The sequence below is a fragment of the Eubacterium sp. ER2 genome (genome assembly GCF_000765215.1).
GTDB lineage: Bacteria > Bacillota > Clostridia > Lachnospirales > Lachnospiraceae > Claveliimonas > Claveliimonas intestinigallinarum.
Genome location: NZ_JPJE01000022.1, coordinates 1 through 17,290, shown reverse-complemented (window position 1 = coordinate 17,290; position 17,290 = coordinate 1). Strand labels below are relative to the sequence as shown.

16 protein-coding genes and 1 tRNA gene are annotated in these 17,290 nt (G+C 52.9%); 13 read left to right on the top strand and 4 right to left on the bottom strand.

Annotation, left to right across the window (positions count from 1 at the left end):
* Window positions 1-3: 3 nt before the first annotated feature.
* The 6 genes from groL (at window position 4) to thrS (ending at window position 7,895) form a co-directional block, all read left to right on the top strand.
* A complete protein-coding gene (gene groL / locus NI21_RS0108735; protein ID WP_033125855.1) occupies window positions 4-1,623 on the top strand; it encodes a chaperonin GroEL in 1,620 nt (539 codons plus the stop codon).
* Window positions 1,624-1,748: 125 nt separating this feature from the next.
* Window positions 1,749-2,243 carry a DUF6106 family protein gene (locus NI21_RS0108730; RefSeq protein ID WP_033125854.1) on the top strand — a complete coding sequence of 165 codons (495 nt, stop codon included), beginning with the start codon at window positions 1,749-1,751 and terminating at the stop codon, window positions 2,241-2,243.
* A gap of 105 nt (window positions 2,244-2,348) precedes the next feature.
* On the top strand, window positions 2,349-3,803 hold the full coding sequence (gene guaB, locus NI21_RS0108725) for an IMP dehydrogenase (RefSeq protein WP_033125853.1): 1,455 nt from the start codon (window positions 2,349-2,351) through the stop codon (window positions 3,801-3,803).
* A 65-nt stretch (window positions 3,804-3,868) separates the two neighbouring features.
* Window positions 3,869-4,903: an aldose epimerase family protein gene (locus tag NI21_RS0108720; RefSeq protein WP_033125852.1), complete on the top strand. Its 1,035-nt coding sequence runs from the start codon at window positions 3,869-3,871 to the stop codon at window positions 4,901-4,903.
* A gap of 82 nt (window positions 4,904-4,985) precedes the next feature.
* A complete protein-coding gene (locus tag NI21_RS0108715; protein ID WP_033125851.1) occupies window positions 4,986-5,681 on the top strand; it encodes a peptidoglycan recognition family protein in 696 nt (231 codons plus the stop codon).
* Window positions 5,682-6,143: 462 nt separating this feature from the next.
* Window positions 6,144-7,895, top strand: a complete 1,752-nt coding sequence (thrS, locus tag NI21_RS0108710; RefSeq protein ID WP_033125850.1) for a threonine--tRNA ligase — start codon at window positions 6,144-6,146, stop codon at window positions 7,893-7,895.
* Between the two features lie 138 nt (window positions 7,896-8,033).
* Here thrS and NI21_RS0108705 read toward each other — a convergent pair whose 3' ends face one another.
* The 3 genes from NI21_RS0108705 to NI21_RS0108695 all read right to left on the bottom strand — a co-directional run bounded on the left by NI21_RS0108705 (window position 8,034) and on the right by NI21_RS0108695 (window position 11,871).
* Complete coding sequence (locus tag NI21_RS0108705; RefSeq protein ID WP_033125849.1) at window positions 8,034-8,228, bottom strand: hypothetical protein; 195 nt, start codon at window positions 8,226-8,228, stop codon at window positions 8,034-8,036.
* Window positions 8,229-8,316: 88 nt separating this feature from the next.
* Window positions 8,317-9,543, bottom strand: coding sequence for a dicarboxylate/amino acid:cation symporter (locus NI21_RS0108700; RefSeq protein WP_033125848.1), 1,227 nt, complete (start codon window positions 9,541-9,543; stop codon window positions 8,317-8,319).
* A gap of 327 nt (window positions 9,544-9,870) precedes the next feature.
* The gene (locus tag NI21_RS0108695) at window positions 9,871-11,871 is read right to left on the bottom strand and encodes an FAD-dependent oxidoreductase (protein ID WP_033125847.1); all 2,001 of its coding nucleotides are present in this window, start codon (window positions 11,869-11,871) and stop codon (window positions 9,871-9,873) included.
* 250 nt (window positions 11,872-12,121) lie between these two features.
* On the opposite strand from NI21_RS0108695, the gene NI21_RS0108690 reads away from it, so the two are divergent.
* The 4 genes from NI21_RS0108690 (at window position 12,122) to NI21_RS0108675 (ending at window position 15,168) form a co-directional block, all read left to right on the top strand.
* Window positions 12,122-12,907, top strand: a complete 786-nt coding sequence (locus NI21_RS0108690; protein WP_033125846.1) for a shikimate kinase — start codon at window positions 12,122-12,124, stop codon at window positions 12,905-12,907.
* Entirely contained in the window at window positions 12,907-13,416 is a 510-nt protein-coding gene (locus tag NI21_RS0108685) for a YqeG family HAD IIIA-type phosphatase (RefSeq protein ID WP_033125845.1), read from the top strand. The genes NI21_RS0108690 and NI21_RS0108685 overlap by 1 nt, the downstream gene beginning before the upstream one ends.
* 84 nt (window positions 13,417-13,500) lie before the next feature.
* Window positions 13,501-14,058, top strand: a complete 558-nt coding sequence (gene efp / locus NI21_RS0108680; RefSeq protein ID WP_033125844.1) for an elongation factor P — start codon at window positions 13,501-13,503, stop codon at window positions 14,056-14,058.
* Between the two features lie 183 nt (window positions 14,059-14,241).
* On the top strand, window positions 14,242-15,168 hold the full coding sequence (locus NI21_RS0108675; protein WP_033125900.1) for a DUF5688 family protein: 927 nt from the start codon (window positions 14,242-14,244) through the stop codon (window positions 15,166-15,168).
* Between the two features lie 65 nt (window positions 15,169-15,233).
* Here the strand turns inward: NI21_RS0108675 and NI21_RS0108670 are convergent.
* A tRNA-Arg gene (locus NI21_RS0108670) sits at window positions 15,234-15,305 on the bottom strand.
* A gap of 157 nt (window positions 15,306-15,462) precedes the next feature.
* Here NI21_RS0108670 and NI21_RS0108665 point away from each other — a divergent pair.
* The 3 genes from NI21_RS0108665 to NI21_RS0108655 are packed head-to-tail and all read left to right on the top strand — an operon-like array spanning window position 15,463 to window position 17,185.
* The gene (locus NI21_RS0108665; RefSeq protein ID WP_052084024.1) at window positions 15,463-16,116 is read left to right on the top strand and encodes a hypothetical protein; all 654 of its coding nucleotides are present in this window, start codon (window positions 15,463-15,465) and stop codon (window positions 16,114-16,116) included.
* A 38-nt stretch (window positions 16,117-16,154) separates the two neighbouring features.
* Window positions 16,155-16,862 (top strand): AzlC family ABC transporter permease, encoded by a 708-nt coding sequence (locus NI21_RS0108660; protein ID WP_033125843.1) that lies wholly within the window; start codon window positions 16,155-16,157, stop codon window positions 16,860-16,862.
* Window positions 16,853-17,185, top strand: coding sequence for a branched-chain amino acid transporter permease (locus tag NI21_RS0108655; protein WP_033125842.1), 333 nt, complete (start codon window positions 16,853-16,855; stop codon window positions 17,183-17,185). Before NI21_RS0108660 ends, NI21_RS0108655 begins: the two co-directional genes overlap by 10 nt.
* Window positions 17,186-17,290 lie beyond the last annotated feature (105 nt).

Here is a 17,290-nt window from a genome sequence, read left to right as displayed (position 1 = left end):
ATCATGGCAAAGGAAATCAAATACGGAGCAGATGCCAGAGCAGCACTGGAGTCAGGTGTAAATCAGCTGGCAGATACAGTAAGGGTGACACTTGGACCGAAGGGAAGAAATGTTGTCCTTGACAAATCATTCGGAGCACCCCTCATCACAAACGACGGTGTGACTATCGCAAAGGAGATCGAGCTTGAGGATCCGTTTGAGAACATGGGCGCACAGCTCATCCGCGAGGTTGCTTCCAAGACAAACGATGTAGCTGGTGACGGTACTACAACAGCTACAGTTCTTGCACAGGCAATGGTTCACGAGGGAATGAAGAACCTGGCAGCAGGCGCTAACCCCATCGTGCTGAGAAAAGGTATGAAGAAAGCTACAGATAAAGCTGTTGAGGCCATCCAGGGTATGAGCAGCAAGGTGACAGGAAGAGACCAGATCGCCAGAGTTGCGGCAATCTCAGCCAGCGATGACGAAGTGGGCGAGATGGTAGCAGAGGCCATGGAGAAGGTTTCCAACGACGGTGTCATCACCATCGAGGAGTCCAAGACCATGAAGACCGAGCTGGATCTTGTAGAAGGTATGCAGTTCGACCGCGGTTATGTATCCGCTTACATGTGCACAGATATGGATAAGATGGAGGCCAACCTGGAGGATCCTTACATCCTCATCACAGACAAGAAGATTTCCAACATTCAGGAGATCCTGCCTCTGCTGGAGCAGGTTGTGCAGGCCGGCGCAAGACTTCTCATCATCGCTGAGGATGTAGAGGGCGAGGCTCTGACAACTCTGATCGTCAACAAGCTGAGAGGAACCTTCAACGTAGTGGCTGTCAAGGCTCCGGGCTACGGCGACAGAAGAAAAGCCATGCTGGAGGATATCGCTATCCTGACAGGCGGACAGGTGATCTCCGACGAGCTGGGCCTGGATCTGAAGGAGACTACAATGGATCAGCTCGGACGCGCGAAATCTGTAAAGGTTCAGAAGGAGAACACAGTCATTGTAGACGGACTTGGAGAGAAGGACGCTATCCAGGCGCGTATCGCTCAGATCAAGGCACAGATCGAGGAGACGACATCTGACTTTGACAGAGAGAAATTACAGGAGAGACTTGCCAAGCTGGCAGGCGGCGTTGCTGTTATCCGTGTAGGCGCTGCCACAGAGACTGAGATGAAAGAGGCCAAACTCCGGATGGAGGATGCCCTGGCAGCTACAAGAGCAGCTGTTGAGGAAGGCATCATCGCAGGCGGCGGTTCCGCATACATCCACGCTTCCAAGGAAGTGGCAAAACTTGCTGACACGCTGGAAGGTGACGAGAAGACAGGTGCAAACGTAGTGCTGAAAGCTCTGGAGGCTCCTCTGTTCCACATCGTTGCCAACGCCGGACTGGAGGGCGCTGTCATCATCAACAAGGTAAGAGAGTCCGAGCCGGGACAGGGCTTTGACGCTTACAAGGAAGAGTATGTGGATATGGTGAAGTCCGGTATCCTTGATCCTGCAAAGGTTACAAGAAGCGCTCTTCAGAACGCCACAAGCGTTGCCTCCACTCTGCTGACAACAGAGTCCGTTGTTGCGAACATCAAAGAAGAGACTCCGGCAGCACCGGCAGGCGGCGGAATGGGCATGATGTAATCACGCTTCTTTATAAAGATGAAAATTTAGAAAACTCCCCCCGGGGAGTTTTCTTTTTATATTTGGATGTGCTATAATGTCCACAGGCAAATCCTGCCTGAGAAACTGACATTGGAGGAAGAAAGATGGGTGACTTCTATACAGAGCAATTGGTCAAGAAGAAGACAGACGGGAAGGATATAGCGATGAAAATCCTGCTGATCGTGCTGACAGTAATCAGCTTTTTTATCGCTTTTTTAGTGCCCCTTTTAATTCTTGTGCCTATACTGTTTGTTGTGGCTGACGTATTTCTGTTCAGGAGGATGGATGTGGAGTACGAATACATTTACATTAACGGAGACCTGGACATTGACAAGGTGATGCACAAGGAGCGCAGGAAGCACATGCTCTCTGTAAATGTGAAGGATATGGAGCTGCTTGCCCCGGAGGGAGCCTTCCAGCTGCAGTCCTACAAAACAGGAAAGATCTATGATTACAGCAGCGGCATCACATCTGCCCCGAACCGCTATGTCCTCGTATTTACAAGGGCAGGGGAGACGGCAAAGATACTTATTGAGCCAAACAGCGACCTGGTGGAGGGCTTTTTCCTCATGGCGCCAAGAAAAGTTATCCGGAAATAGCAGGCACGACAAAATTGGTGCAATAAAGGAAAAGTTATTGACAAAGACAGCAGTCTTTGGGTATGATAGCAGTTAAACATGACAAAAGAAAGAGAGGAATAAACGATGGGTAAAATTATCGGAGAGGGAATCACATTTGACGATGTGCTTTTAGTGCCAGGATACTCAGAGGTAATCCCAAATCAGGTAGACTTGTCCACATATCTTACAAAGAAGATCAGACTGAATATTCCCATGATGAGTGCCGGAATGGACACGGTCACAGAGCACCGCATGGCTATCGCCATGGCGCGCCAGGGCGGCATTGGTATCATCCATAAAAATATGTCTATTGAACAGCAGGCGGAAGAGGTAGACAAGGTAAAGCGTTCAGAGAACGGCGTTATCACGGATCCATTCTATCTTTCCCCGGAAAACACACTGGCAGACGCCAATGAGCTGATGGGCAAATTCCGGATTTCCGGTGTCCCCATCACCGAGGGCAGAAAGCTGGTGGGTATCATTACCAACCGTGACCTGAAGTTTGAGGAGGACTTTACAAAGAAGATCAAGGAGTCCATGACATCTGAGGGACTGATCACCGCAAAGGAGGGCATCACCCTGGAGGAGGCCAAGAAAATCCTGGCCAAGGCGAGAAAAGAGAAATTACCCATCGTTGATGATGATTTTAACCTGAAAGGCCTGATCACCATCAAAGATATAGAGAAGCAGATCAAATATCCGCTGTCTGCCAAGGATGAGCAGGGACGTCTCCTGTGCGGCGCTGCCCTTGGGATCACAGCCAACTGCCTGGAGAGAGCCCAGGAGCTGGTGAATGCCAAGGTGGACGTTGTGGTGCTTGACTCTGCCCACGGACACTCTGCCAATGTGCTGCACACCATTGACATGGTCAAGAGCAAATTCCCGGATCTGCAGGTCATTGCAGGTAATGTGGCAACAGGCGCGGCTGCTGAGGCCCTCATCAAGGCCGGCGCTGACGCGGTCAAAGTCGGCATCGGTCCGGGGTCCATCTGCACGACACGTATCGTGGCCGGTATCGGCGTGCCCCAGATCACGGCGGTCATGGACTGCTATGAGGTGGCGGACAAGTACGGTATCCCGATCATTGCCGATGGAGGGATCAAGTACTCCGGCGACATGACAAAAGCCATTGCCGCAGGCGCCAATGTATGTATGATGGGAAGCATCTTTGCGGGATGTGACGAGAGCCCGGGAACTTTCGAGCTGTTCCAGGGAAGAAAGTACAAGGTATACAGGGGCATGGGATCCATTGCAGCCATGGAGAACGGAAGCAAGGACCGCTACTTCCAGGAGAACGCCAAGAAGCTTGTTCCCGAGGGCGTAGAGGGCCGTGTGGCATACAAGGGAACCGTGGAAGATACGGTATTCCAGCTCATGGGCGGACTCCGGTCCGGTATGGGATACTGCGGAACATCTACCATTGAGGAGCTGAAGACAAATGCCCGCTTCATCAAGATTTCAGCAGCATCCTTAAAGGAGAGCCATCCCCATGATATCCATATCACGAAGGAAGCTCCCAACTACAGCGTGGACGAATAGAAAGAGATTTCAGGACGAAGCCTGCCCTTTTTGGGCGGGCTTCTGACAGACAGGGGGTAAAGCATATGACAGAGACATTTGGAAAGACATCCGCAGGGTGGGAGACCACTCTGTACACACTGGATAATAAAAACGGCATGCAGATCGCAGTATCAGATTACGGCGCCACTCTGGTGAAGGTGCTTGTGCCGGACCGGGAAGGAAAGCTGGTCGATGTAGTTCTTGGCTATGATGATGCGGCTGGATATGAGGCCGGAGACAAATTTTTCGGAGCTATCGTGGGAAGAGTGGCCAACCGCATCGGAGGCGCCTCCTTTGAGCTGAATGGAAGGACGTATCAGCTGGACAAAAATGACAATGGAAACAATCTCCACAGCGGCATGGACTTCTACAGCAAGCGGATGTGGAGAGTGGAAGAGTACGGGAAGGATCACATCGTGCTGAGTCTTCACAGCCCGGACGGAGATCAGGGATACCCGGGAGAAGTGGATATCACAGTCACCTACACTCTGACAGGGGACAATGAGGTGAAGATCCACTATCACGCTGTGCCAAAGGAGGATACCCTTCTCAACATGACCAACCACAGCTACTTCAACCTTGCAGGGCAGAGCTCGGGCACTATCCTGGACCAGGAGGTGTGGATCGATGCGGACGCCTACACAGAGGCGGACGCCCAGTCCATCCCCACAGGAGAGATCACACCAGTGGAGGGAACTCCCATGGATTTCCGGGAGAGCAAAGAGATTGGCAGGGATATCGAAGAAGACTACCAGGCGCTGAAGTTCGGCGGCGGCTACGACCACAACTGGGCCCTGAATGGCTCCGGCTTCCGGAAGGTGGCCAGCCTGAGCTGTGAGAAGAGCGGCATCTCCATGGAGGTGTACACAGATCTTCCGGGCATGCAGCTTTACTGCGGCAATTTCCTGGAGGGAGACATCGGGAAGGGCGGATACGCCTACGGAAAGAGGAGCGGCGTCTGCTTTGAGACCCAGTATTTTCCGGATGCTGTGCACAAGGAGAATTTTGCCGGCCCTGTGGTGCGGGCGGGAGAGACCTACGACACAGTCACCAGCTATAAATTTACATTCGGCAGATAAAATTTATAAAATCATAAGTAAGTCTTCATATTTTCTTACTCTGAATATGATAGAATGAACAGGTAAGGAAGATGGAGATCCTATGATGAGCAGGCGAACAGGAAGAATAAAGAAGAGAAAGACAAAGGTACAGCATCAGAGACAGATGAAAACATATTGGAAGGCAGGGCTGATCATTCTGGCAGCCCTGCTTGCCGTGTTGGCGGTCATCCGGGTGGCCCGTCCCCAGTGGCTGGGCGGCGGCTACATAGAGTACGACAACGCCCAGGTGGACGCCACCAGGCCGGATATAGACGTGGAGCTTCTGACCGTCAACCCCTACTCCAGGCCGGGGGACGCCACACAGCGCATCACCGGTATCGTGATCCACTACACGGCTAATCCCGGCTCTACGGCCATGGACAACCGGAACTACTTTGAGGGGCTCAAGGACAGCCACGAGACCCAGGCCAGCAGCAACTTTATCGTGGGCCTGGACGGGGAGATCGTCCAGTGTGTGCCCACCTGGGAGGTGGCCTACGCCTCCAACTCCAGGAACATCGACACTGTGTCTATCGAGTGCTGCCATCCGGACGAGACGGGGAAGTTTAACGACGCCACCTACCGCTCCATGGTGCAGCTCACCGCCTGGCTCTGTCTGAAGTTCGGGCTGGATGAAAACGATGTGATCCGTCACTACGATGTGACGGGAAAGATCTGTCCCAAATACTTTGTGGAGCATGAGGACGCCTGGGATCAGTTCCGGGTGGATGTGGGAGCGGCCATTGACCGGACCTAGAGGAGCTGTCTGTTTCCGGGATAAAAGGATTGACTTTTTCCGTCAGATGGATATAATAAAAATAGCTGGCAGGTCCAAAGCACGGACAGAAAGGCCGGCGAGGAACAAAAACACAATCTCAGACAGGAAAGGCACAGACGGAAACGAGTAGTCCTCCGGAGCTATCCAGAGAGAGGGGCGTGATGCTGGAAGTCCCTTATAGCAGATGGACGATGAAAACCATTCCCGAGCCGCACTGCGGAACAGCCCAATGGCTCAGTAAGTGGTGACGCAGCCCGCGTTAAGGGACAGGATTTTGTTTTCAGGAAATCCTTTTGAGTGAAAAATAAAGGTGGAACCGTGCAGAGAAAAGATGCACCCTTGCGGAGGACGAAGAGGCAGTCCCGGCAGGGGCGCTTTTTAATTTGGAGAAAAGTCCTCCGGCGGCTGTCTGGATGAAAGCAGAGAAAGGAGAAAAAGACTATGAAAGTAAGCATGAAAGACGGGTCTGTTCAGGATCTGACATTCGCGGACGAAGTGGGACAGGAGGCGTTCCGCCACACCACATCCCACATCCTTGCGCAGGCAGTGAAGCGCCTCTGGCCGGACACAAAGTGCGCCATCGGACCGGCTATCAAGGACGGCTTTTACTATGACTTTGAATTCAGCTTTCCGTTTACCACGGAGCACCTGGCTGAAGTGGAAAAAGAGATGAAGAAGATCGTGAAGGAGGCCCTTCCTCTGGAGAGGAGCGCGGTCAGCAGGGAGGAGGCCTTAAAGCTCATGGAGGACAGAGGAGAGCCCTACAAGGTGGAGCTCATCCAGGATCTCCCTGAGGGAGAGGAGATCAGCCTCTACAGGCAGGGCGAGTTCGTGGATCTGTGCGCAGGCCCACACGTGTCCAACACAAGCGTGATCAAGGCCCTGAAGCTTCAGAGCGTGGCAGGCGCCTACTGGCACGGCGATGAGCACAACCAGATGCTGACAAGGATTTACGGCACCTCCTTCCCCAAGGCGGCGGAGCTGGACGAGTATCTGGCCAAGATCGAGGAGGCCAAGAAGAGGGACCACAGAAAGCTTGGAAAGGAGCTGGGACTCTTTGCTATCATGGAGGAAGGCCCGGGATTTCCGTTCTTCCTTCCCAAGGGAATGGTGCTCAAGAACCTGCTCATCGACTACTGGAGAAAGCTGCACACAAGAGAAGGCTATGTGGAGATCTCCACACCTATCATCCTGAGCCGCCATCTCTGGGAGAATTCCGGACACTGGGATCACTATAAGGACAATATGTACACCACAGTCATTGACGGCGAGGACTATGCGGTGAAGCCCATGAACTGCCCCGGCGGCATGCTGGTCTACAAGGTGGAGCCCCGCTCCTACAAGGACCTGCCTATGCGGGTGGGCGAGCTGGGACTGGTACACCGCCATGAGAAATCCGGACAGCTCCACGGTCTGATGCGGGTGCGCTGCTTCACACAGGACGATGCCCACATCTTCATGACAGAGGATCAGGTGCAGGACGAGATCAAGGGCGTGGCAAAGCTGATCGACGAGGTGTACTCCAAATTCGGCTTTAAATACCACGTAGAGCTCTCCACAAGGCCCGAGGACAGTATGGGTACGGACGAGGAGTGGGAGATGGCTACAAACGCCCTCAGAGGCGCTCTGGAGTCTCTTGGACTGGACTATGTAGTGAACGAGGGAGACGGCGCCTTCTACGGCCCGAAGATCGACTTCCATCTGGAGGACTCCATCGGAAGGACCTGGCAGTGCGGAACCATCCAGCTTGACTTCCAGATGCCCCAGAGATTTGACCTGGAGTACACGGGGGCAGACGGAGAGAAGCACCGTCCCATCATGATCCACAGGGTGGCATTTGGCTCCATCGAGCGCTTCATCGGTATCCTCATCGAGCATTACGCCGGAAAATTCCCGGTATGGCTCTCACCTGTGCAGGTGAAGATCCTTCCTGTGTCCGAGAAGTTTGCCGACTACGCGAAGAAGGTATCTGACGAGCTGAAGGCAGCAGGCGTCCGCGTGGAGACAGACTTAAGGAGCGAGAAGCTGGGCTACAAGATCCGCAGCGCCCAGATGGAGAAGGTTCCCTATATGCTCATCGTCGGCGAGAAGGAAGTGGAGGGAGAGTGCGTTTCCGTCCGCAGAAGAGACGAGGGAGATATCGGCAGCATGAGTGTGGACGAGTTCGCAAAGCTTGTGCTGGAGGATCAGTAGGACGCTTCAGGACCGCAGTAAAGCATGGGACTGAAATATAAGATAGAAAAAGGCGGCAGCGCCCGGGTGAACATGCCATGTGCATGACCCGGCGCTGCCGCCTTTTTTTGGGCTGTTTTCTGTTATTCCTGTCTTTTGCTACTCCATCATGACCATGTGGGCGATGGAGGCCGCATCGTCAGAGTGGCTCTGGCGGCAGACGAGGATGCTGCTGATGTAGTCCTCCTCCAGCTCCAGCGCCTGGCTGATCTGCTTTATGGTCTGGCCTGCGTCGTTAAACTTCAGAACCTGCTCTATCTCCCTTGTGACCTGTTCCAGTGTCTTTTCTGCCATTGGTTTATCCTCTCTTTTGCCTGAAATGTAGTTTCTATTTTAAAAGAAAAGGGTGGAAATGTCCAGAGGGAGATTGTAGCTGTCTGCCCTAGCTGTTATATACATCCTCGTCCAGCATCTTCAGGCTCTTCGACACAAGCGTGGTGCCGGTCAGGTCTCCCACGTTGTTGGCCATGGTGGCGAATGGATCGAGGATCGGCCATACTGCGGCCAGGATCGGGATGAGCGTCAGGCCTGCATCTCCGATGATGGTCTGGATGATGATAGTGGACATGACAATGCCGGAGCCCTTTACGCCGGCTGCGCCGATGGAGAGGATCAGGCTTAAGAAAATAAACTGGAAGATCCTTTCCGGCGTGATGTCAAGCCCAAACAGGTTGCAGGCAAAGATTGCGATGACACTGTACTGGATGGCGGCTCCATCCATGTTGCATGTATTTCCCAGAGGAAGGGTAAAGCCGTAAACCTTCTCTGAACATCCCAGCCTTTCCTCCGCAATCTTGATGGATACCGGAAGTGTGGCCGCTGATGAGGTTGTGGTAAAGGCAACCAGCATGGATGTGGATATCTTTTTGAAGAATTTGCCCACATTTACCCTGGCCAGAAGCTTCAGCACCGTGGGATAGAATACAACCATGAACACAAGGATGGTGATATCTATCGTGAGGATAAATACGATTACTTCCTTTACCATTGCTCCGGATAAGGTTGAAACCATGGAGGCCATCAAGGACAGGATACCGATGGGGGAAAAGCCAATCACGTAGGATGTGATCTTCAGCATGATATCGTTGCCTTCCTTGATGATCTTTACAAAGGTGGATGCCTGGTCGCCCAACGCCAGCAGGGCCACACCTAAGAACAGACAGAACACGATGATCTGGATCATGTTGGCGTCCACCATGGCCTTGACGATGTTGTCCGGGAACCAGGAGATGATGTTCTCCACCATATCAAAGTCAGAAGCCTCCGCGGCCTCTCCTGATAAAACGAAATCAGATACGTTTTTGCCCGGCTGGGTGATCATTCCGCCGATCACGCCGAAGATGGATGCCGCCACAGTTGAAAGCGTGTAGTAAATGACAATCCTTCCGCCGACAGAGCGGAGCTGTTTGGCATCCTTCATGGAGCAAATGCCGTTTGTAATACTGAAGAGCACAAGCGGTACGATCAGCATTTTCAGCAGGTTGAGAAAGATGTCGCCCAGCGGAGAAATAAAATCTGCTGCTTTCGGGGACACAATACCGATTATGATACCGATTATGATACCAGCGAGAATTTGTGCCCACAGAGGTGTCTTTAAGAGTTTTTTCATTTTCTCTCACATTCCTTTCTGTAAATCATTACATACGAGGAGTTACAATGTTCTGGTAAATCGGCCGTCCTACCTAAAACTATTCGATTGTACCACAGGTTAAACTGTTTTAAAAATTCATATTATTTATAAATATTATTTAAAAACGTTTATTTATGCATCGCCTTCAGCCGAGGAAAAAGAAATGATCCCGCGAAGTTCCGGAGACTGAAAGAGGTCCGGATCCCGCGGGATCATTTCTCTGCGAACACGAATGTGTTCATTTATTCATTATTCATAGGATAAGGATGTTTTTGACTGTACCCGGAGCATTTTTCGGGGTGCGCTCTACAGGTATCCCAGTCTGTCTAATGTGGCAAGCACCATGTGGCGCCCTGCGTCTGTTCCGTCTATGATACGGCGGGCGCGAACGGAGTCGCCGATGTTGAGGATCTCTGTGTCCTCGCCGTCAAAGCCCTCTGCGATCTCATTCCAGAGAGGAGCGTAGGCCTTCATGCCGAGGCAGACAAAGCCGTAGTCGAAGGGGAGCTCCTCCTCCTTGCCGTCGCGTTTTACGGTGAAGGAGTGGGGATTTACCTTCTGCAGGGCTGTGTTTACGAGCTGCGTTACATTGTGCTTTCCCATGCACTCGTTCATGCTGGAGGTAGTGGAAGCGTCCAGACCCTTTCCGATCACAGGCATCATCTCGATGATGGTCGTCTCGGCTCCGCGGGGAGCGAAGAACTCTACCACGTCAAGTCCCACAGCGCCGCCGCCGATGACGATGACCTTCTTGCCAGTCATGTCCTTGTCAAAGGCCGGGATGTCGCCCATCAGATCCTTGATGCCGTACACTCCTGTGCCCTCCTTGCCCAGGTTCTCATGGAGTCCCTCGATAGGCGGAAGGAGCGGTACGGAACCGGTGGAGTTTACAACCAGATCCGGCTCATAGGATTTGATCATGTCCACAGTTACGTCCACGCCTGTCTTGATGGTCAGGTTCGAAAGTCCCTCTGCCCGGTGCTTCAGGTAGGTGGGGAAGTCCGCCAGACGCTTCTTGGCCGGAATTCTGGAAATCTCCACGGAAAGTCCGCCGATGTGGTCCTGCTTTTCCAGAAGTGTAACATTGCAGCCCACCTCAGCGGCTGTGCAGGCAGCCTCAAGTCCGGCGGTGCCGGCGCCCACTACAACTACATTGCAGGGCTTGTTTACCTTCTGTTTCTTGTAGGCTTCTCCGTTTATGAGGTCCGGGTTCACGGTGCAGCGCAGAGGCTTGTTGCCTCCGATACGGTTGCCCACGCAGCCGATGTTGCAGGAGATACACTTGCGGATGTCTTCCACATGTCCGTATCTTGCCTTGTTGCACCAGTCGGGGTCTGCGATCAGTCCGCGGCCCATACCGATCAGATCCGCGTCGCCCCGATCCAGGATGTCCTCAGCCACCTGGGGATTGCGGATGTTTCCGATAGCGATGGTCGGTTTGTGGAATTTGTCACGGACAGCCTTTGCCATGTAGGAGCGCCATCCGTCCTCCAGATAGTTGGCGTCGATCTGGTACTGGATGGAGGGGTTCAGGGCGGAGGAGGTGTCGAACATGTCCACACCGTCATTTAAGAACTCCAGGTATTCCAGGCAGTCTTCCACTGTGTTTCCGCCTTCTACAAGCTCGTCCACGCTCAGACGGAGGGAAATCGGCACTCGCGGTCCGACGGCCGCGCGCACTTCATCGATGACCATGCGGCAGAAGCGGGCGCGGTTCTCGGCGCAGCCTCCGAACTCGTCTGTACGGTCGTTCATAGTCGGTGAGAGAAACTGGCTGATCAGGTAGGAGTGTCCGGCGTGGATCTCCACCATGTCAAAGCCTGCGTTTACCGCGCGGCGTGCGGCAGCGCCGTAATCCTTTGCGATACTCTCGAGCTCCTCCCTTGTCAGCGGGCGGGGTCTCTCTCCGCCTTCCTTGGAGGGAAGAGTGGAGGCGGAGACGGGCTGCATGCCGATCCTTGAGGACATGGCGGAAGCGCCGGCGTGGTTCAGCTGTACACCCATGCAGGCGCCGTATTTGTGACAGGCCTCTGTCAGATTGAAAAGACGGGGAATGTAGCAGTCCTTGTCAATGCGCAGCTGGGTTGTCCCGTTGGAGCCCTCCGGATATTTCACACATACATTTTCCACGATGATGAGTCCTGTGCCGCCTCTGGCGCGCAGCTCGTAGTATTTGATGTGCTCATCGCTCAGCTCTCCAGTGTGTCCGGCAAAGTCGCTTCCCATGGGCATCATGACAACGCGGTTCGGCAGTGTCATGCCGTTGATCGTGAGGGGGCTGAAGATGTGTTTGAAGTTGTTCTTCATTTAATATACCTCCGTTATTTTGGTTTTTCAGATAATCTGAACTTGCTATGATACTATTATAAAATATTGTTAAAGATAAAACAAATTCATGTTTTTGTGGCGGATGATAGAATATATCTATGGTTTCTGCCAAAAGATTAAACGTAAGGAAGGAAAGCCCGCTTTTTCGCCTATACTCATTGAAAATCTGCATGTGTTTTGCTATAATATGAAAATGTATTTTGGGATAATATAACAGGAGAGAAAAGCGATGAACGATTTGGAGATGTACCGTGAACAGCTTGCGCTGTGCGACGACAAGATTATTGATGCGCTGGTAGAGAGAAACGCCATAGTGGAGAAGATCATGGCCTACAAGGAAGAGTACGGCATGCCCATTCTCCAGCCCCAGCAGGAGGCAAAGCAGGCGGCGCGTCTGAAGGAGAAGCTTGGTGACAATAAATACAGAGAAGAGATCTACGATGTCTTCCGCCGGATCAACCGCAACAGCAAGCGTATCCAGGCGAGAAAGCTGTTTGACTACAATATTATCCTCATCGGATTTATGGGGGCCGGAAAGACAACCATCTCCGATTATCTGAGCACCATGTTCGCCATGAATATCGTGGAGATGGACCAGGTGATCGAGGAGCGGGAAGAGATGAGTATCCAGGATATCTTCGCCACATACGGTGAGGAGTATTTCCGCGAGCTGGAGACGAACCTGCTGATCGAGATGCAGTCCAGGAAGAACACGGTTATCTCCTGCGGAGGCGGCGTAGCCATGCGGGAGAGAAATGTGGCTGAGATGAAGAAGAACGGCCGGGTCGTTCTTCTGACCGCAAGTCCGGAGACCATCTATGAGAGAGTGAAGGACAGCAACAACCGCCCAGTGCTCAACGGGCGGAAGAATGTGCAGGGGATTTCAGAGCTGATGGAGCAGCGCCGGGAGAAATATGAGGCGGCCGCGGACATTGTGGTGAACACAGACGGAAAGACTGTGCTCCAGGTGTGCGAGGAAATGATCCAGAAGCTGACGGAGATGGAAGATAAATAATGTTTGATCGATTTTTTCCCGACAGGTATGTGGCTTCCACATACGTGATAGATTTTGAGAAGCTGTACGAGGAGGGTGTGCGGGGCCTGATCTTTGACATCGATAACACCCTTGTCCCCCACGGGGCGCCTGCCGACGAGCGGGCGGTGCGTCTCTTTGCAAGACTCAAGGATATTGGCTTTCGGTGCTGCCTGATCTCCAACAACCAGGAGAAGCGGGTGAAGACCTTCAATGAGCCCATCCAGGTGGACTATGTCTACAATGCCCATAAGCCCTCTGTGAAAAATTATCTCAGGGCTATGGAGATTATGGGCACGGACAGGGAGAGCACGGTGTTCATAGGGGATCAGCTCTTTACCGACGTGTGGGGAGCAAAGCGGGCGGGGATCCCGAGCATCCTCGTAAAGCCCATCCACCCCAGGGAGGAGATCCAGATCGTCCTGAAGCGCTATCTGGAAAAAATCGTGCTCCATTTTTACAGAAAGAGCCTGAATGGAAAAAAAGGTTGAAAAAAGTACCAGAGTATTATAAAATGGAACAAGTGAAAAAGAACGACATGTGCTATCTGAAGGTACAGTTTAAGGAGGATTATAATGGTTTCAGCAGGAGATTTTAAAAACGGATTAACTGTGGAGATTGAGGGAAACATTTATCAGATTCTTGATTTCCAGCACGTAAAGCCGGGTAAAGGCGCGGCTTTTGTTCGTACAAAGTTAAAGAACATTATCAACGGCGGCGTTGTTGAGAAGACATTCCGCCCCACAGAGAAATTTGAGACAGCTCATATCGACAGAAAGGATATGCAGTATCTGTACTCAGACGGAGATCTCTACAACTTCATGGACATGGAGACCTTTGACCAGCTGGCTGTCAACGCGGACGTTGTGGGCGACTCCCTCAAGTTCGTAAAAGAGAACGACACAGTAAAGGTGATCTCCCACGAGGGAAATGTGTTTGCTATCGAGCCGCCTATCACAGTTGAGCTCCGCGTGACAGAGACAGAGCCGGGCGTGAAGGGCGATACAGCCACAGGCGCTACAAAGCCGGCTATCGTGGAGACAGGCGCGCAGATCATGGTTCCCCTCTTTGTGAACCAGGACGATGTGCTGAAGATCGACACACGTACAGGCGAGTATCTGTCCAGAGTATAATCTGCTCTGAAAATTAAAAAGAATGTCTGAAAAGCCTTGCATTTTTTGCAGGGCTTTTTTATAATATAAGTCACCATAATATTCGTTCCGGGAGCCCGGGTCATGGGAGCTCTGAATATCTTTTTTCAGATCAGCCTGTTTCAGGCAGCACTTCACAAGTTGACATGCAGGGAAAGGAGAACTATGTCGTATGAACAGTTTATAGAGCGGATGGAAGAGAAGTTAAGAGGCAGTCTTGACGGGGGAAGATCTCTCTACGTCAGACAGGTGACAAAAAACAACGGGATGAAGAGGAAGGGGATCGTGTTCTGCGAGCCAGGCGTCAATGTGTCCCCCACCATCTATCTGGAGGAGTACTATGAGCGGTACAGGCAGGGCTGTCCCTTTGAACAGGTGGCGGACCAGATCCTGAGCCTCTACGCCCATGTGCGGACGCGGCATTCCTGGGAGGGGGAGTTTGTGACAAAGTACGTCAATGTGCGGCCCAGGCTGATTTATCAGCTCATCAACAGGGAGAAGAACCGGGAGCTGCTCCGGCAGGTGCCCTACGTCCCCTATCTGGATCTGGCCATCGTCTTCCACGTGCTGGTGGACATGAAGGAGGATGACAGGATCGCCACCATGCTTGTGAGGAACGAGCATCTGGAGTGGTGGAAGGTCACCAAAGAGGAGATCTACGAGGAGGCCCGCGCCAACACAGAAAGGCTCCTCCCGGAGGAGTTTACAACGCTGTACGCCCTCCTGACGGAGGAGGAGGGGCCGGCCGCCCCGGAGGAGGATCCGGATGAGCGGCGGGGATACAGCATGTACATCCTCACAAACCGCATTCGGAACTTCGGGGCAGCGGCAGTCCTATATAAGGATGTCCTGAAGCATATCGGAAGCTATCTGAAGGAGGACTTCTACGTGCTTCCAAGCAGTATCCACGAGGTGATCATCGTGCCTGACAGCAGCGCCCCCTCCTGGCGGGAGACGGCCATGATCGTAAAGGAGATCAATGAGACCCAGGTGAGGGAGGAGGAGGTTTTGTCAGACATTCCCTACCACTACAAGCGGAAGGAAGACAGGCTGAGCCTGCCCCTCTGGGCGATGGACAGGCCGGAGAGCTGAAGGAGACGTCCTCGGGGCGTATCCCACAAAAAAAGAGGAACAGCCGTTGAAGCTGTTCCTCTTTACGTCTCTGACCAGAGTCGAACTGGCGCACCTGCCTCCGGAGGGCAGTGCTCTATCCACTGAGCTACAGAGACAAATAGTATAATAGCACAACCAACTGGAAAAAACAAGGGGAAATTTGAAAAAAACTGCCTGATGGACCTGCCTTGACTTTTTAAATGTTTGCGAGTATCATTTGTAGTGCCCCTTGTCTGCCGGCGCCTGATGATCACAGATGTAATGGAGGTTATCATGAAAGAAAACAGAAAAAAGGGCAGCCAGGACGCGGGAAGCAGAAGTCGCATGACAGTGATCGCTGTCTGTGCGCTGCTGGCCGTGGCCGCAGCAGCTGCCGGAGCTGTTTACGGAGGGGACAAAGCTGCACAGGACAGTGCCAGGGACAGGAAGGCCCAGGCCGTATCCGTCCAGAGTGAAGACGTGCAGACAGAGAACAAAGGATGGCAGGAGGCGGAGAGCAATCCGCTGACGGAGGAGACAGACTCCCAAATTACAGAGGCAGTCCGAAGGTACTATGAGGAGAGGACTGCGCAGAGCCCCTTCGCGGAAGGATACGAAAATCTGAGGATCTACACGAAGCGGGGAAAATACAGGGACACATATCTGGCGTTCGTCCGCTATGATATGAAGATAAAGGATATCTACACTATGGTTCCCGGCCTTGAGACTCTCTATATCGGGGAGGACAAGGAGACAGGGAAGCCCTGTGTGGAGGAGGAGCTGCCGGATGAGGACACGAAGGATGCGGCGCAGCTTTTGGCATCCCAGGAGGATGCGGCCCGGCTGATGGACCAGGTCCAGGCGGCCTACGACCAGGCTGTGGCGTCGGACGCTATCCTGGCGGAGGCTCTGGCCGATCTGGAGGCGGCCTCGACGGGGCAGCAGTAGATTGAATATACGAGAAGGATAAAAAGGACGCAGGAAGTATGAGAGGATACAGACATGCATTTCGGAAGGCGTTCCCGTACACGATACCGGTTCTGACAGGGTATCTGTTTATCGGGATCGCCTTCGGCGTGATGTACGCGGAAAAAGGGTATAATTTTTTGTGGGCTATGCTGATGAGCCTTCTGGTGTACGCGGGCTCGGGACAATATCTGGCGGTGAATTTTTTCGTGCCGGGTATTTCTTTTGTCCAGGTCGTTTTTATGACGCTGATGGTGAATATAAGACATATTTTCTATGGGATATCCCTGCTGGACAGATTTCACTCCATGGGAAAAAAGAGATGGTATATGATTTTCGGACTGACAGATGAGACCTACTCGCTTTTGTGTACCACAAAGGTGCCGCCGGATGTGGACGAGGAGAAATTTCTCTTTGCCATCTCCATCATGGATCAGTCCTACTGGGTTATCGGCTCAGTCATCGGTTCCCTTGCGGGGACGCTGATCCCCTTCAACTCGGAGGGCATTGACTTTGCCATGACAGCCCTCTTTGTGGTGATCTTTGTGGAGCAGTGGATGGACGCGAAGAACAGGGCGCCGGAGGTGATCGGCGTGGCGGCGGCGTTTATCTGTCTGCAGATCTTCGGGGCGGACAGCTTTGTCCTGCCCTCCATGCTGCTCATTGTCCTTGTCCTCTTTGTGGGGCGGACCCGCCTTGAGAGAGAGGGGGCGAGAGTATGCCGTTAAGTGTGGGAATGTCGCTGCTTATTATCCTTGCGGTGGCTCTGACCACCTTTGCCACCAGGGTGGTCCCCTTCCTCATCTTTCCAAAAGGGAAGGAGATACCGGATGTGGTCCAGTACCTGGGAAGGGTGCTGACGCCGGCTGTCATCGGCATGCTGGTTGTCTACTGCCTAAAAACAACGCCGGTGCTCTCGGCTCCTCATGGGATACCGGAAGCAGCGGCGGTGCTGGTCACGGCCGGGCTCCATGTGTGGAAGAGGAATAACCTTCTCAGCATCGGAGCCGGCACAGTGCTCTATATGTTTCTTGTGCAGGCGGTCTTTTGAAAGACCTCCTGCCGTTTTGTGTGCCCGGCGGGCACACGTTCTAACGGGTGAAAGTCCCTGACCCGCCCGGCAGTGGGAAGGGTGCAGCTAATGGCAAGGGCGTCA